This window comes from Roseateles hydrophilus, assembly GCF_026712245.1.
GTDB classification, from domain to species: domain Bacteria; phylum Pseudomonadota; class Gammaproteobacteria; order Burkholderiales; family Burkholderiaceae_C; genus Pelomonas; species Pelomonas hydrophilus.
Window position 1 is genome coordinate 253,410 of record NZ_JAPPUY010000001.1, and the last position, 14,421, is coordinate 267,830.

11 protein-coding genes are annotated in these 14,421 nt (G+C 70.6%); 8 read left to right on the forward strand and 3 right to left on the reverse strand.

Features of this window, described 5'->3' with window-relative positions; translation table 11 throughout:
- Positions 1–10: 10 nt before the first annotated feature.
- Together NYO99_RS01100 and NYO99_RS01105 are read left to right on the forward strand one after the other, a co-directional pair.
- A complete protein-coding gene (locus tag NYO99_RS01100) occupies positions 11–5,956 on the forward strand; it encodes a hybrid sensor histidine kinase/response regulator (RefSeq protein ID WP_268165258.1) in 5,946 nt (1,981 codons plus the stop codon).
- Positions 5,957–5,960: 4 nt separating this feature from the next.
- On the forward strand, positions 5,961–7,001 hold the full coding sequence (locus tag NYO99_RS01105; RefSeq protein ID WP_268165259.1) for a GGDEF domain-containing protein: 1,041 nt from the start codon (positions 5,961–5,963) through the stop codon (positions 6,999–7,001).
- Positions 7,002–7,039: 38 nt separating this feature from the next.
- On the opposite strand, the gene NYO99_RS01110 is transcribed toward NYO99_RS01105, so the two are convergent.
- Positions 7,040–8,473 carry a cryptochrome/photolyase family protein gene (locus tag NYO99_RS01110; RefSeq protein ID WP_268165260.1) on the reverse strand — a complete coding sequence of 478 codons (1,434 nt, stop codon included), beginning with the start codon at positions 8,471–8,473 and terminating at the stop codon, positions 7,040–7,042.
- 23 nt (positions 8,474–8,496) lie between these two features.
- Between NYO99_RS01110 and NYO99_RS01115 the strand changes: the two genes are divergently transcribed.
- From NYO99_RS01115 to NYO99_RS01140, 6 genes are all read left to right on the forward strand, one after another.
- Positions 8,497–9,075, forward strand: a complete 579-nt coding sequence (locus NYO99_RS01115) for a YqgE/AlgH family protein (protein ID WP_268165261.1) — start codon at positions 8,497–8,499, stop codon at positions 9,073–9,075.
- Complete coding sequence (ruvX, locus tag NYO99_RS01120) at positions 9,075–9,473, forward strand: Holliday junction resolvase RuvX (RefSeq protein ID WP_268165262.1); 399 nt, start codon at positions 9,075–9,077, stop codon at positions 9,471–9,473. Before NYO99_RS01115 ends, ruvX begins: the two co-directional genes overlap by 1 nt.
- On the forward strand, positions 9,470–9,955 hold the full coding sequence (gene pyrR / locus NYO99_RS01125) for a bifunctional pyr operon transcriptional regulator/uracil phosphoribosyltransferase PyrR (RefSeq protein WP_268165263.1): 486 nt from the start codon (positions 9,470–9,472) through the stop codon (positions 9,953–9,955). Before ruvX ends, pyrR begins: the two co-directional genes overlap by 4 nt.
- A gap of 106 nt (positions 9,956–10,061) precedes the next feature.
- Positions 10,062–11,024 carry an aspartate carbamoyltransferase catalytic subunit gene (locus tag NYO99_RS01130; RefSeq protein ID WP_268165264.1) on the forward strand — a complete coding sequence of 321 codons (963 nt, stop codon included), beginning with the start codon at positions 10,062–10,064 and terminating at the stop codon, positions 11,022–11,024.
- A gap of 2 nt (positions 11,025–11,026) precedes the next feature.
- Positions 11,027–12,331 (forward strand): dihydroorotase, encoded by a 1,305-nt coding sequence (locus NYO99_RS01135; RefSeq protein WP_268165265.1) that lies wholly within the window; start codon positions 11,027–11,029, stop codon positions 12,329–12,331.
- Positions 12,328–13,056, forward strand: a complete 729-nt coding sequence (locus NYO99_RS01140; protein ID WP_268165266.1) for a lysophospholipid acyltransferase family protein — start codon at positions 12,328–12,330, stop codon at positions 13,054–13,056. The genes NYO99_RS01135 and NYO99_RS01140 overlap by 4 nt, the downstream gene beginning before the upstream one ends.
- On the opposite strand, the gene NYO99_RS01145 is transcribed toward NYO99_RS01140, so the two are convergent.
- Both NYO99_RS01145 and NYO99_RS01150 read right to left on the reverse strand, forming a co-directional pair.
- A complete protein-coding gene (locus tag NYO99_RS01145) occupies positions 13,040–13,798 on the reverse strand; it encodes a hydroxypyruvate isomerase family protein (RefSeq protein ID WP_268165267.1) in 759 nt (252 codons plus the stop codon). The genes NYO99_RS01140 and NYO99_RS01145 overlap by 17 nt on opposite strands.
- Entirely contained in the window at positions 13,795–14,418 is a 624-nt protein-coding gene (locus tag NYO99_RS01150) for a DUF4254 domain-containing protein (protein WP_268165268.1), read from the reverse strand. The genes NYO99_RS01145 and NYO99_RS01150 overlap by 4 nt, the downstream gene beginning before the upstream one ends.
- Positions 14,419–14,421 lie beyond the last annotated feature (3 nt).

Sequence of the window (14,421 nt, forward strand, 5' to 3'; positions counted from 1 at the left end):
CCACTCCCGCATGCACAGCTCCCCGCGAGACTCCGAACTCCCGGCCGACCTGAGCCCGCTGGCCTGGGTGCAGGAGGAACTGCGCCGCTCGCTGGAGTCGGTGCACAAGACCTTGCGTCGCCTCGTGCGCGATGGTGGCGACAACCGCGCCGCAGCGCTGGGCGGCGACGCCCAACCCAGCCTGCCGCTGCAGCAGGCGGCGGCGCAGCTGCACCAGGTCAGCGGTGTGCTGGGCGTGGTGGGGCTGCACGCCGGTGCAGCGCTACTGCGCGCGGCCGAGGCCGCCGTCGCCCGATTCGCCGAGCGGCCGCTGGCGCTGGAGACGGCCAGCGTCGAGATCATCGAGCGCGCCAACTTCGCGCTGCTGTCCTTTGTGGCGCGGCAACTGGCCGGCAACAAGACGTCGCCGCTGTCGCTGTATCCCGGCTACCGGGCGCTGCAGCAGCTCAACGGGGCGGAGCGCATCCACCCGGCCGACCTGTGGGCCCATGACTGGGCCTGGCGTGCCATCCCGCTGGAGGAGGGCCTGACGCCGCGTCCGGCCGACAGCGTGCGGGCACCCTTCGAGGCGGCGCTGCTGCGTCACATGCGCGAGCCCAGCTCCGCGCACGCGGCCAACTTGTCCGGCCTGTGCGCCGGCTTGGCAGCCGCCTTGCCGGCGGGCCATGCCCGCACGCTGTGGCAACTGGCTGCAGCCGTTTTTGAAGGCCAGGCGTTGCGCCTGCTGGGCAGCGATGCCTACACCAAGCGACTGGGCTCCAAGCTGCTGCATGAGCTGCGCGTGCTGGGCCGTGCCGAGGCCTCGGAGCGCCTCGCGCAGGACCTGCTGTTCTTCTGCGCCCAATGCCGTGTCACCCAGGGCGCCGGCCCGCGCCTGGCCGCGGTGCACGAGGCTTACCGGCTGGGCGAGGCCGATGCTGGCGACTACGAGGACGACAGCCTCGGCCGCATCGATCCGGCTTGGGTGGTCCAGGCGCGCCGTCGCGTGTTGGCCGCCAAGGAAAGCTGGTCCAGCGCCGCCGAGGGCGACCAGCACCGCCTGGCCAGCCTGGACGAGCAGTTCGCCGGCCTGGCCGAATCGCTGACCCGGCTGTTCCCCAGTGGCGAGGTGCTGGCGCAAACGCTGCAGCGCGCGGTGGTTGCGACCTTGCGCTCGCGTGCCACGCCGGCCCCCGCGCTGGCCATGGAAGTGGCCACCAGCCTGCTGTATGTCGAGGCCGCGCTGGAAGACGCCGCCTTCGACCAGCCGGAGCAGGCCGACCGCGTGCGCCGCCTGGCGCGCCGCGTCGAGGCCGTCGCCCACGGTCAGCCGGCCGAGCCGCTGGAAGACTGGATGGAGGACCTGTACCGCCGAGTGTCCGACCGCCAGACGCTCGGCAGCGTGGTGCACGAGTTGCGCGCGAGCCTGTCCGAGATCGAGCGGCAGTGCGACGAGTACTTCCGCAGCCCCACGCAGCGCGAGCTGCTGATCCCCGTGCCCGGCCAGCTGCAGGCCATGCGGGGTGTGCTCAGCGTGCTGGGCCTGGATCAGGCCGCGCACGCCACCGTGCGCATGCGTGACGAGATCGACAGCCTCGCCAGCACCGAGATCGATTTCGACCGGCCCGGCGCGCGCGATGTCTTCGAACGCCTGGCCAACAACCTTGGCGCCCTGGGCTTCCTCATCGACATGCTGAGCGTGCAACCGGCCCTGGCCAAGCGCATGTTCCAGTTCGACGAGACGAGCGGCCGCCTGGACGCCGTGATGGGCCGCCGCGAAGGCGCCGTCGAGCTGCCCGACTTCGAGGCCAGCGGCTTCCATGTCGACCTCGACGCCGACCCCGACACCGGGCCCGATACCGTGCCCTCGATGGAGGCGACCCAGCCGCTGCGCATCGACCTGGCGACGCTGGATCTGCCCGACCTCAGCCTGCCTGATCTCGATATTTCCCAACTGGCACCCGCGCCCGCCCCGGCGCCCGCGCCCGTGGCGCCGCCTGTGCCCGCTGCGTCGGAGCCCAGCGTTGCTGACGACCCGGAGATGCGCGAGATCTTCCTGGAAGAGGCCGACGAGGTCATCGGCAACGCCCGGGCTGCGCTCGCCGTGTTGCGCGCTGCGCCGGCCGACCAGGGCCAGTTGACCATCGTTCGTCGCGCCTTCCACACGCTCAAGGGCAGCGCCCGCATGGTGGGCCTGGCTGACTTCGGTGAGGGTGCGTGGGCCTGCGAGCAGCTTTACAACACGCGCCTGGCTGAGCCGTCGCCGCAGGCCGATGCGGCGCTGCTGGGGTTCACCGGCGAGGCACTGGACTACTTCGCCCACTGGCGCGAGCAGATTGCCGGCCAGGTGCCGGGCCACAGCGATCCGGCGCCGCTGCGTCGCAGTGCGGACGCGCTGCGCCTGAGCGGCGAGCACCTGCCCTTGTCCGAGCCCGCGGCGGTCGATGTGGCGCTCGAGCCCGAGGTCATGGCGCTGGACGCGGCCATGCCCGCCCGGCCCGAAGCCGCGCCCATGCCCATCCCGGCCGCGGCGCATGCCGACGAGGCCGAGGTCGTCACGGCGCCCACCGACCTGCCGACGCAGGTGGCCCCGGACTTCCTGCTCGATTTCGCCGAGCCTGCGCCCGAGCCCGCGCCCGCTGCGGGCTTCGTCAGCGATGAGCCCACGCTGGACCTCGGCGAGGCGGCGCATGCCCCCACCGAGCCCATGCCGCTGCCAGTGGCCACGGCCGAGGAGGTGACGCTCGCCAACTTCCATCTTGAGCTTGCGCTGGATGAGCCGGTGGCCGACGCCGCCGAGGCGGTCGTGGGCGAGCTGCCGGTGCAGCCCGAGGAGCAGACGATCGCCCTGCCGGCCTTGAGTGCCGAGGAAGACCTGCCTATCGATCTGCCCATCGACCTGCCGGTCGAGGCCCCGGCGCCGCGCGCTGCGCCGCACCTCACGCTCGTGGAACCCGTGGCCGAGGAGCTGCAGGCGCCCGACCCGGATGAGGGCTACAAGCTCATCGGCCCGCTGCGCATCAGCATTGCGCTCTTCAACATCTTCCTGAACGAGGCGGACGAGCTGTCCCGCAAGCTGGCCGTTGGCCTGGCCGAATGGGCGGCCGACCCCGGCAGCGTCGTGCCCCAGAGCTGCGAGATCCAGGCCCATGCGCTGGCGGGTAACGCCGGCACGGTGGGCTATGACGCGCTGTCCAGCCTGGCCCGCGAGCTCGAGCACGCGCTCGGCCGGGCGCAGCGCGCCGTGGCCTACGGGGCCGAGGACGTCGAGCTGTTCCTGCGCGCTGCGGACGACGTGCGCGTGCTGTTGCACCAGTTCGCTGCCGGCTTCCTGAAGCCCAACGACCCCGATGTTGTTGCGCGTCTGCATGCCTACCAGCCGCAGGAGGAGCCCCTGACGGTGGCCGCGTCGCTGGATGAGGCCGAGCTGGCGGACGATGCCGAATTGACCGTGGTGGCCCCGCTGCTCGATGCCGAACCGGCCGTGGCCCCCGAACCTGCAGCTGAGCCCGAGCCTGAGCCTGAGCCCGCAGCGCCTGCCGTGGTGGAGGTCGTTGCCGCTGCGGCGCCAGCGGTCGCTGTCGAACCCGAGCCCGAGCCGGGCTTGCCTGACGCCATCGAGCCGGAGCTGTTCCCCATCTTTGCCGAGGAAGGCCGCGACCTGCTGCGCGATCTGCATGCGGCACTGCGCGACTGGCTGGCCGAACCGGCCGACCTGGCGCGGTCCGACGCCAGCATGCGGGCGCTGCACACCTTCAAGGGTGGCGCCCGCCTGGCTGGTGCGATGCGGCTGGGCGAACAGGCGCACCGCCTGGAGTCCGGCATCGAGGCCTTGCTGCATGCCGGCGCGGCCGATGCGGGCCAGGTGCAGGCCCTGCAGTTGGACGCCGATGCGCTGGAACAGGCCTTCGAGGCGCTGGGCCTGAGCCTGGCCGCCGCAGAGGCGCCGCCCGAGCCCGAACCGGTTGTCGAGGTTCGGCCCGAGCCGCGCCCCGAGCCGCTGGCGCGTTTCGCACAGCCAGCGCCGGTGGCGGAGGAAGTGTCGGCCGAGCCGGCGCGCGAGATCGACTGGAGCCGCTTCGCCGACGAGGCGGAGGTGACGCAGTCCGCCGACAACCTTGCCATCGGCCAGGCGCTGGTGCGCGTGCGCGGCAGCCTGCTGGAGCGCATGGCCACGCAGGCCGGCGAGGTCAGCATCCGCCGCGCACGCCTGGAGTCCGAACTCGCCCAGATGAAGGGCGCGCTGCTGGACCTGGACGACAACCTGGAGCGCCTGCGCACCCAGTTGCGCGAGCTGGAACTGCAGGCCGAGGCCCAGATGCACACCCAGCAGGAGCTGGCGCAGCAGGGCGGCCGTGAGTTCGACCCGCTGGAGTTCGACCGCTACACCCGCTTCCAGGAACTGACCCGGATGCTGGCCGAATCGGTCGGCGACGTGGCCACACTGCAGCGCACGCTCAGTCGCAACGTGCAGACCGGCGAAGACGAGCTGGCCGCGCAGTCGCGACTGACCCGCGAACTGCAGGACGACCTGCTGCGTACCCGCCTGGTGGATTTCGACAGCATCGGCGAGCGCATGCACCGCGTGGTGCGCCAAGCCGCACGCGATGCCGGCAAGCAAGTGAAGCTGGAGATTGCCGGCGGCCAGACCGAGCTGGACCGCTCGGTGCTGGAACGCACGGCGGGCGCCTTCGAACACCTGCTGCGCAACAGCGTGGCTCACGGTGTGGAAACGCCAGAGGTGCGCACGGCCCAGGGCAAGGACGCCACGGGCACGCTGCGCATCGAGGTTGGCCAGCAGGGCAATGAAGTGCTGCTGAACTTCAGCGATGACGGTGCCGGTCTGGACCTGGCCCGCATCCGCGAGCGCGGCCAGCAGCTGGGCCTGATCGCGCCGGGCGCCGAGCCCGACGAGGCCCAGCTGCGCCGGCTGATCTTCGCGCCCGGCTTCTCCACGGCCAGCCAGATCACCGAGCTCAGCGGGCGCGGGATCGGCATGGACGTGGTGCGGGCCGAGGTGGGCACGCTGGGTGGCAGCATCGAGACGCAGTCGACCACCGGCAAGGGCACCAGCTTCCTGCTGCGCCTGCCGCTGACGACGGCGCTCACCCAGATCGTGCTGCTCAAGAGCGGCGACCAGACCGTGGCCGTGCCTGCGGCCCTGATGGCCTCGGTGCAGCGTGTGCCGGTGGAGGCCGTCGAGTCGGCTTATGCCAGCGGCAAGCTGCAACTGGCCGGCGTCGAGATGCCGTTCTACTGGCTGGGCGGCCTGCTGGGCCAAACCGGCCGCGGGCTCACGCACGGCCGGCATGCGCCGGTGGTGCTGGTGCGCACCGCGCAGGCCTCGCTGGCCCTGCACGTGGACGAGGTGGTGGGCAACCAGGAAGTGGTGGTCAAGAACCTCGGCGCGCAGCTGAACCGTGTTCCGGGTCTGGCCGGCATCAGCCTGCTGGCGTCCGGCGATGTGGCGCTGATCTACAACGTCGTCGCGCTGGCCGATTGGTACGGCGCTGCGGCCCAGGCACGGCTGGCCGAGGCGCAGGCCGAGGTCGGCACGTCCATGCCGGCCGCGCCGGCTGCGGAGGAGGGCAGCCAAGCACCGTTGGTGATGGTGGTGGACGACTCGCTGACCGTGCGTCGCGTGACCCAGCGCCTGCTGGAGCGCGTGGGCCTGCGTGTGCTGCTGGCCAAGGATGGCCTGGATGCGATGGAGAAGCTGGCCGGCGACGAACTGCCGTCGGTGGTGCTGTCGGACATCGAGATGCCGCGCATGGACGGTTTCGACCTGGTGCGCAACATGCGCGCCGATTCGCGGCTGTCCGGCCTGCCGGTCATCATGATCACGTCGCGCATCGCGCAGAAGCACCGCGACTACGCGGCGCAGCTGGGCGTGGACCATTACCTCGGCAAGCCCTATGACGAGGAACAGCTGCTGGGGCTGATTCGCCAGTACACCCATGCGGCAGTGGTAGCCTGACGCCATGTCCCAGGTTGTTGACCATCTTGCCGAACTGACGGGCTTCCGTGACCGCGACGTCATGGACGTCACGCTGGTCATGGCCTTGCGTGATCTGCTGGAGCCCGAGTCGGTTGCCATCTACCGCACGGTGGGCGAACCCGGCCAGGAGCGCTGGCTGACCCGCGCCCACCTCCGGGCGGGTGATGCCGTGGCCTCGGCCGACCCGCTGTGGGCCAAGCCGGAGGCGCTGCCGCTGGTGGCCACCCATCCGCTGCGGCTGGAGGCGATGCGCACGCGCAGCGTCACGCAGGTGGTGCAGGGCGGGCAGTGGCTATACCTCTTCCCCATCGCCACCGACCGTGATGTGGTCGGGGTCATCGAGATCCTGTCCACGCGCCGCCTGGGCACAGGTTCGCAGCGCATGGTCAGCAGCGTGCTGCGGATCTATCACAACTTCCAGGGGCTGCTGGACTACTCCGAGCGTGACACGCTCACGGGCCTGCTCAACCGCAAGACCTTTGACGAGAGCTTCCTGAAGGTCCTGTCCGAGATTCCGGCCCGGCCGTCGGCCGAGCATGAAGCGGAGGACCGTCGCCACGATCCGGCGACGCCGCACTATGTGCTGGGTGTCATCGACATCGACCACTTCAAGTCTGTCAACGACCGCTTCGGCCACCTCATCGGTGATGAGGTGCTGCTGCTGCTGTCGCGGCTGATGCGCGGCTCGTTCCGCTTCCACGACCTGCTCTACCGCTTCGGCGGCGAGGAGTTCGTCGTGCTGATGCGCTGTGACGAGGAAATCCACGCGGGCGAGGCGTTCGAGCGCCTGCGTGTCAACACCGAGCGCTATGTGTTCCCGCAGGTCGGGCGCATTACGGTCAGCATCGGCTTCACGGAGGTGCGCGCGGGGGATGCCCCGGCCGCGGCCTTCGAGCGGGCCGACAAGGCGGTCTACCACGCCAAGGGCCACGGCCGTAACCAGGTGCACAACTACGCGGCACTGGTGGCCAGCGGCGTCATCGTCGAAGCCGCGCAGCAGAGCAGCGACGTCGAGCTGTTCTGAGCGGCCCGGTCGCACGCGGGAGCCCGCGGCGACGGGCGTCAGATCTTGCGGCTCTTCACCACGCTGTAGCGGGCCAGCGTGCGTTCGCGCGCTGCGGCGTGGTCCACCACCGGACGCGGGTAGTCCACGTCCTGCATGGCCAGCGGCGCGCGCTCCCAGGGCGCGTGGATGGCCTTGTTGTCCAGCCCGGCCAGCTCCGGGCAGTAGCGGCGGATGAAGCGGCCCTCGGCATCGAACCTCTCGCTCTGCGAGGTCGGGTTGAAGATGCGGAAGTAGGGCTGTGCGTCGCAGCCGCTGCTGCTGGCCCACTGCCAGCCGCCGTTGTTGGCGGCGAGGTCGAAGTCCAGCAGCTGCTGCGCAAACCAGGCCTCGCCGCGTCGCCAGTCCAGCCCCAGGTCCTTGGTCAGGAAGCTGGCCGTCACCATGCGCAGCCGGTTGTGCATGTAGCCGGTCTGGCGCAGCTGGCGCATCGCGGCGTCCACGATGGGGTAGCCGGTGCGGCCCTCGCACCAGGCCTGGAAGAGCGAGTCAGCCTCGGGGCCGGCGTCCCACGCGATCGCGTCGTATTCGGGGCGGAAGGCCGCGCGCATGGCGTGCGGGTGGTGGTGCATGACCTGGTGATAGAAGTCGCGCCAGATCAGCTCGGACAGCCAGACCTCGGCGCCCCGGTCACCGCCCTGCATGCGCTGGTGGGCGGTGCGTGCGAGCCGCCGGATGGACACCGTGCCGAAGCGCAGGTGCACGCTGAGGTAGCTGGGGCCCTTGACGGCGGGGAAGTCGCGCCGGTCGCCGTAATCGGTGATGCGGTCCAGGAAGTCGTCCAGCAGCGCCTCGGCGCCACGGCTGCCTTCGCCGACATGGGCGATCAGCCCGGCCGGCTGGAAGCCGATGTCCGCGAGCGCCGGCACGCCGGTGGCCAGCGGTGTTGGCGCCAGCGCGTGCGCATGCCGCTCGACCGGGTAGCTGCGCAGGTAGAACTCGTTGACCTTCTTCAGCCAGGCATTCTTGTAGGGCGTGAACACGCCGTAGGCGCCGCCCGTGGCCGTCAGCACCTCGCGGCGCTCGAAGATGACGTGGTCCTTGAAGGTGTGCAACGCCGTGCCGCCGGCCTGCAGCAGCTCGGCGACCTGAGCATCGCGCAGCAGGGCCTGGGGCTCGTCGTCGTGGTTGGTGAAGACAGCCTGCACGCCCAGTGCTGCCGCCAGCTGCGGAATCTCCTGCGCGGCCCAGCCGTGACGCACGATGAGCGCGCCGCCCAGCCGGCGCAGGTCCTCGTCCAGCACGCGCAGCGCGCCTAGGATGAACTCCACGCGCCGGTCCGCGCGGGGCAGGGCGTCGAGGATGTCCCGGTCCAGCACGAAGACGCCGTACACGCGGCGGGCCTGCGTCAGGGCTCGGTAGAGCGCGGCGTTGTCGTCGACGCGCAGGTCGCGCCGGAACCAGACCAGGGCGCTTTCAAGAGGGGCATGCATACCCGCAGAATAAAATGACTCCCATGCCTGCCGAACGGATCGTCCTGACCAACCAGTTCCTCATCGCCATGCCTGGCATGGCCGACGAGGCTTTTGCCGGCACGGTGATCTACCTGTGCGAGCACAACGACAACGGCGCGCTCGGCCTGGTGGTCAACAAGCCCACCGAGCTGACGCTGGGCTCGCTGTTCGAGAAGGTGGAGCTCAGCCCGCCCGCCGAGCCGCTGGCCGAGACGCCGGTCTACTACGGCGGCCCGGTGCAGACGGACCGTGGCTTCGTGCTGCACGAGCCGCTGGACGAGCAGGGCGGCCACTACAACGCCACGCTGGCCGTGCCCGGCGGCCTGGAGATGACCACCAGCCGCGATGTGCTGGAGGCGCTGTCCAACGGCGCCGGCCCCAAGAAGCTGCTCGTCACGCTGGGCTACAGCGGCTGGGCCGCCGGCCAGCTGGAGGAGGAGATCGGCCGCAACGGCTGGCTCACGGTGGACGCCGCGCCGGAGGTCATCTTCGACACGCCGGTGGAGCAGCGCTACGAGCGCGCGCTGGCACTGCTGGGCGTGGATCCGCGCATGCTCAGCGCGGACGCGGGCCACGCCTGATGAAGCGCGACGCTGCCGCGGCGACGCTTCAGTCCTTCCTGGCTTTTGATTTCGGCACCCGCCGCATCGGCGTGGCCAGTGGCACGCGCCTGCTTGGCGCGGCGGAGCCGCGTGGCACGCTCAAGAGCGGCGACTTCGACGCCATTGCCGCCCTCATCAAGAGCTGGCAGCCCGACGCCCTCGTCATCGGCGTGCCGCGCCACCCCGACGGAGCACCGCACGAGATGACGACCAAGGCGCAGAACTTCGGCCGCCGCCTGTCGGGGCGCTACCACCTGCCGGTCTTCGAGGTGGACGAGCGCTACACCAGCGTCGAGGCTGAAGCCGAAGGCGCACACGACGTGGACGCCGCCGCCGCCGCCCTGATCCTCGAACAATTTTTCAGAGAACATCCATGAGCGACCTCAAGCTGGATGCCGAGGCCCTGTACCTCGAGCTCAAGAAGGGTGTGCAGCGACTGCTGACCGCCGACACCGCCCTGGTGGGCATCTGGAGCGGCGGCGCCTGGCTGGCCGAACGGCTGGCGGCCGAGCTCGACGTGGCGGCCGGCACCATCTCCAGCGCCATGCACCGCGACGACTTCGGCTCGCGCGGCCTGGCCAAGGCCGACCACACCAAGCTGCCCTTCGACGTCAACGGCCGGCACATCGTGCTCATCGACGATGTGCTCTACACCGGTCGCACGACGCGCGCCGTCATCAACGAGCTGTTCGACTTCGGCCGCCCGGCGAATGTGCAGCTTGCGGTGCTGGTGGATCGTGGTGGCCGCGAGTTGCCCATCGAGCCAGCGTTCTCGGCCGCGCGCGTGACGCTTGACCGGGCGCAACAACTGCGCCTGGCCCGCGGCGAAGATGGCCGCTTCAGCTTCGAGGTGAAGTGATGGCCCCGATGTTCACTTCGTTCATTGCCCCCCAAGGGGGCGTCGGCCTCCAAGGTTCCCCAGGGAGCCTCTTCGAGTCCCTTGGCGGCCCTGCGGGAGTCCGGTGATGCTCAGCAAACGCAACCCTCAACTCAACAAGCACGGCGAGCTCATCCACCTGCTGTCCATCGAAGGCCTGCCGCGCGCGGTCGTCGAGCAGATCCTGGACACCGCCGGCAGCTTCCTGTCCGTCAACGACCGCGAGGTCAAGAAGGTGCCGCTGCTGCGCGGCAAGTCGGTGTTCAACCTGTTCTTCGAGAACAGCACGCGCACCCGCACCACCTTCGAGATCGCGGCCAAGCGCCTGTCCGCCGACGTGATCAACCTGGACATCGCGCGCAGCTCCACCGCCAAGGGCGAGACGCTGCTGGACACGGTGGCCAACCTCAGCGCGATGCACGCCGACATGTTCGTCGTGCGCCACAGCGAGAGCGGCGCGCCGCACCTGATCGCCCAGCACTGCGCGCCGCACGTGCACGTCGTGAATGCCGGCGACGGCCGCCATGCGCACCCGACGCAGGGCCTGCTGGACATGTACACGATCCGGCACTTCAAGAAGGACTTCCGCAACCTGACGGTGGCGATCGTCGGCGACATCGTGCACTCGCGCGTGGCTCGCTCCGACATCCATGCGCTGAACATCCTGGGCGTGCCCGAGATCCGCGCGGTGGGCCCCAAGACGCTGGTGCCGGGCGACCTGCGCGACATGGGCGTGCGCGTCTGCCACGACATGGCCGAGGGCGTGAAGGACGCCGACGTCATCATCATGCTGCGCCTGCAGAACGAGCGCATGAACGGCGGCATGCTGCCCAGCAGCGGCGAGTTCTTCAAGCACTTCGGCCTGACGCCGGACAAGCTGGCGCTGGCCAAGCCTGACGCCATCGTCATGCACCCGGGGCCCATCAACCGCGGCGTGGAAATCGCGTCCGAGGTGGCGGACGGCAAGAGCAGCGTCATCCTGCCGCAGGTCACCTTCGGCATCGCGGTGCGCATGGCCGTCATGGCCATCCTGGCTGGCAACGAGGCATGAGCATGAAGATCCTGATCAAGAACGGTCGCCTGGTCGATCCGGCCTCCAACCTCGACCGCATCGGCGACGTCGCCATCGCCAACGGCCGCATCGTCAAGCTGGGCGACGTGGGCGAGTTCGCTGCTGACCGGACCATCGACGCCACCGGCCTCATCGTGGCGCCTGGCCTCGTGGATCTGTGCGCCCGCCTGCGCGAGCCCGGTCACGAGCACGAGGGCCTGCTGGAAAGCGAACTGGCGGCGGCAGCGGCCGGCGGCGTGACCAGCCTGGTCTGCCCGCCCGACACCGACCCCGTGCTGGACGAGCCCGGCCTGGTGGAGATGCTGAAGTTCCGTGCCCGCAAGCTGAGCCGCTGCCGGCTGTTCCCGCTGGGCGCTCTGACGCGCGCGCTGGAGGGCAAGGCGCTCACCGAGATGGCCGAGCTGACCGAGGCCGGCTGCATCGGCTTCTCGCAGGCCGAGGTGCCCATCAAAGACACCGTCGTGCTCAGCCGTGCGCTGCAGTACGCGGCCACCTACGGCTACACCGTCTGGCTGCGTCCGCAGGACGCCTACCTCGGCGGCGGCGTGGCTGCCAGCGGCTCGGTGGCCACGCGGCTGGGCCTGTCCGGCGTGCCGGTCAGCGCCGAGACGATTGCGCTGCACACGATGTTCGAGCTGGTGCGCGCGACCGGTGCCCGCGTGCACATCTGCCGCCTCAGCAGCGCCGCCGGTGTTGAACTGGTGCGTGCCGCCAAGAAGGAAGGCCTGCCCGTCACGGCCGACGTGTCCATCAATTCGTTGCACCTCAGCGACGTGGACATCGGCTTTTTCGACTCCGCCATGCGCCTGACGCCGCCGCTGCGCCAGGGCCGCGACCGCGATGCGCTGCGCGCCGGCCTCGCCGACGGCACCATCGATGCGCTCGTGTCCGACCACATGCCCGTGACCACCGACGAGAAGGCCGTGCCCTTCGCCGAGGCCACGCCGGGCGCCACGGGTCTGGAGCTGCTGCTGAGCCTGGCGCTGCGCTGGGCTCGCGACGCCGACCTGCCACTGCAGCGTGCGCTGGCCGTCGTGACCGCCGAGCCGGTGCGTGTGATGGGTGGCGCCTTGGGCTCGCTGGCGGCCAGCGCCGGCCGTCTGGTGGAAGGCGGCGTGGCCGACGTCTGCGTGTTTGACGCCGCTGCCAGCTGGGCCGTCACGCCGGAGCAGCTCGCCAGCCAGGGCAAGCACACGCCGTTCGCGTTCGAGCGCACCGGTTTCGAGCTGCCGGCGCGCGTGCGTTGCACGCTGGTGGCCGGGCACGTGGCCTTCGAAGCCGCATGAGTTCGCTCGTCGCCGCCGCGCGCCTCGCGCGGTTGGTGCCGCATGTGCTGCATGGGCTGTGGCTGGTCAAGCGCCGCTTCGAGCTGCTGTCCGCCGTCGAGCGGCATCAGCTCATCCAGTGGTGGTCGCTGAAAACACTGCGCATCCTGGGCATCGCGCTGAAGGTCGAGGGTCAGGCCTTGCCGACGGGCCATCTGCTCGTGGCCAACCATGTGTCGTGGCTGGACATCGCCGCCGTGCATGCGGTGCTGCCACAGGCGCGTTTCGTGTCCAAGGCCGACGTGCGGCACTGGCCGCTGGTCGGCGCGCTGGTGGAGGGCGCGGGCACGCTGTTCATCGAGCGCGAGAGCAAGCGCGACGCGTTGCGGGTCGTGCACCAGGCCGCGGCGGCCTTGCAGGCGGGCGATTGCGTGGCCTTCTTCCCGGAAGGCACGACCGGCCCCGGCCCCGAGTTGCTGCCTTTCCATGCCAACCTGCTGCAGGCGGCGGTGTCGGCGCAGGCGCCGGTGCTGCCGGTGGTGCTGCGCTGGCATGCGCCGGGTGAGCGCTTTGCCGTGTCGGCGCGCTTCATCGGCGAAACGACGCTGGCGCAGAGCCTGTGGGCCATCGCCTCGGCGCGTGGCCTGGGCATCGAGGTGCAGATCCTGCCCAGCGTGGAAGTCGCCGGTCAGGATCGCCGCGCGCTGGCCGAGGCGCTGCGCGGCGTGATCAGCGAGCGGCTCTAAGCCAGCCCAGGCCGGCCGATGTGCTGGCACGTGGCCGGTATTCCAGTCCGACGGCGCCGGGCCAGCCGCGCGTCTCCAGCAACTCCAGATCGGCTGCGTACTCGCCGGCAGCCGGCTCGTGACGGCCGGCCACGCCGGCCACCTGCACATGGCCCAGCACGCCCAGGTCCAGCGCGCGGGCCAGGTGGCTTGCCGACTCGCCCTCAGCGATGCGGCAGTGGTAGAGGTCCAGCTGCAGTTGCACGCGCGGAGAGCCCAATTCGGCCAGCAGCGCCAGCGCCTGCGCCTGGCGGTGCAGGAAGTAGCCCGGCATGTCGCGCCGGTTGATGGGCTCTACGACCAGCGGCAGCGTCGACTGCTCCGCAGCCCAGCGCAGGTTGGCCAGCCAGGTGGCGCGCGTGTCGGCGCCGTCGTCGGCGAGGCCTGACAGCAGATGCAGGCGCGCGGCACCCAGCCGCGTGGCGAGGTCCAGCCCGCGCAGCGTCGTGTCGCGGAACGCGGCTTCGCGGCCGGGCAGGGCGGCAAACCCGCGGTCACCAGCGGCCCAGTCGCCGGCCGGCGCGTTGATGAGCACGACGTGCAGGCCTTCGAGTGCCGCCTTCAGCGCTGTGGTGTCGTGCAGGTGCGGCTGCTGCAGCTCGACGGTGCTGAAGCCGTCGGCGCGGGCGGCTGCGGGCCGGTCCAGGTAGGCATGCTCCGCGTACAGCCAGTCGAGGTTGGCCGCGAAACGCGGCGATATCACTTGCGCTCCGCCACCAGCGCCGGGTTCAGCCGCGGGTCGTTGTACATCTTGAATTGGCGGTAGACCTTGAAGTAGGCCCGGCCGGCGCGGGCGTCGGCCAGCAGCTCGTCGTAGCAGGCGCCCAGGTCGGCGCGCTGCTGGATGAGGCGCTGCAGACGCTCGCCGCAGGCCTGGCGGTGCGCGTCGTCGACGTCGCTGCGCTGCGTCTGCTCGCGCATCGCGGCGATCTTCAGGCCCAGGATGGAGATGCGGTCCAGCATGGAGCCGGCCGTCTCGCTGTTCAGCCGCGCGCCGGCCGCGACGGTGGACACCGGCAGCGCGCTGCCGATGGTGGCCGGGTCCACCAGGCCCAGCGCCGACAGCAGGAACTCGTCGATGCGCTCGATGGCGTCGTTGCGGGCCTGGTTGTGGCGGTCGATGGCGCGCTTGTTGGCGACGATCTCCGCATCGGCGGCCAGCGTGCGGCGGGCCAGGTCTTCCTGGGCCCACAGGCTGCGGTTGTGGAAATGGTTGACGGCGATCCAGCCGGTGACGTCGTTCGCCTCGGCGGACACAGGGGCCGAGGCCAGCGCCGCGTCGTGGGCGGCGATCACATCGGCAGAGGAAGGCAGGCTGTTCATGAG

Bases quoted from the DNA above. Each gene is read 5' to 3' on its own strand.
- pyrR (WP_268165263.1), top strand. From the start codon at position 9,470: ATGAGCGACCTCAAGCTGGATGCCGAGGCCCTGTACCTCGAGCTCAAG.
- NYO99_RS01130 (WP_268165264.1), top strand. From the start codon at position 10,062: ATGCTCAGCAAACGCAACCCTCAACTCAACAAGCACGGCGAGCTCATC.
- NYO99_RS01105 (WP_268165259.1), top strand. From the start codon at position 5,961: ATGTCCCAGGTTGTTGACCATCTTGCCGAACTGACGGGCTTCCGTGAC.
- NYO99_RS01115 (WP_268165261.1), top strand. From the start codon at position 8,497: ATGCCTGCCGAACGGATCGTCCTGACCAACCAGTTCCTCATCGCCATG.
- NYO99_RS01110 (WP_268165260.1), bottom strand. From the start codon at position 8,473: ATGCATGCCCCTCTTGAAAGCGCCCTGGTCTGGTTCCGGCGCGACCTG.
- ruvX (WP_268165262.1), top strand. From the start codon at position 9,075: ATGAAGCGCGACGCTGCCGCGGCGACGCTTCAGTCCTTCCTGGCTTTT.
- NYO99_RS01100 (WP_268165258.1), top strand. From the start codon at position 11: ATGCACAGCTCCCCGCGAGACTCCGAACTCCCGGCCGACCTGAGCCCG.
- NYO99_RS01135 (WP_268165265.1), top strand. From the start codon at position 11,027: ATGAAGATCCTGATCAAGAACGGTCGCCTGGTCGATCCGGCCTCCAAC.
- NYO99_RS01140 (WP_268165266.1), top strand. From the start codon at position 12,328: ATGAGTTCGCTCGTCGCCGCCGCGCGCCTCGCGCGGTTGGTGCCGCAT.
- NYO99_RS01150 (WP_268165268.1), bottom strand. From the start codon at position 14,418: ATGAACAGCCTGCCTTCCTCTGCCGATGTGATCGCCGCCCACGACGCG.